General features: G+C 67.0%; 1 pseudogene. It reads right to left on the reverse strand.

Annotated features, from left to right (window positions below):
- Window positions 1-545, reverse strand: a pseudogene (locus tag P3H15_RS54355) (transposase); the annotation flags it as partial.
- Window positions 546-615 lie beyond the last annotated feature (70 nt).

The following is a 615-nucleotide window of genomic DNA, read 5'->3' on the forward strand; positions in this document are numbered from 1 at the left end:
CTCGGCCGTGATGCGCGGGGCCCCGTAGGTGCCATCGAAATCGTCGTGAATCTCGCGGATCCGCTCGACCAACTCCTGGTCGGCGCGGGCGCGTTCCGCGCGGGCCGGTGCGGCGGCACGCCACCGGTAGAAACCGGACCGGGACACCTCGAGGATCTGGCACAGCCACTTCACCGGAGCGGTGTCGCGGTGGTCGTCAACGAACTGAAAGCGGCTCACCAGTTCGTCTCGCCCGCGAAATATTTTGCTGCCCTCCGCAGGATCTCCCGCTCGGTCTCCAGCTTCCGGACCTGGGCCCTGAGCTGCTTGATCTCGTCCTCCAACACGGACTCGGATGGTACCTCGCCGGCAGGTGCCGGCCTCCGGGACCGGTCCACTGCGGACGCAGTGCCGGTGCGTCTGCGCTCGGCCCGCACCCAGGTGCGCAGCGTCTCGCGGCTGACGCCCAGGTCCTTGCCGATGCCCTCGAACGTGTGGCTCGGGTCGGACAGGTACAACGCGACGGCATCGGCCTTGAACTCCGCCGAGTACGCCTTCATGACCATCAGTGACATCTCTTCCTCTGGGACCTCACGACCCAGTGTTCACGATGTCCACACTCGAGGGGGAACCCCC

It is taken from the genome of Rhodococcus sp. T2V (assembly GCF_029269925.1).
Lineage (GTDB): Bacteria > Actinomycetota > Actinomycetes > Mycobacteriales > Mycobacteriaceae > Rhodococcus_F > Rhodococcus_F koreensis.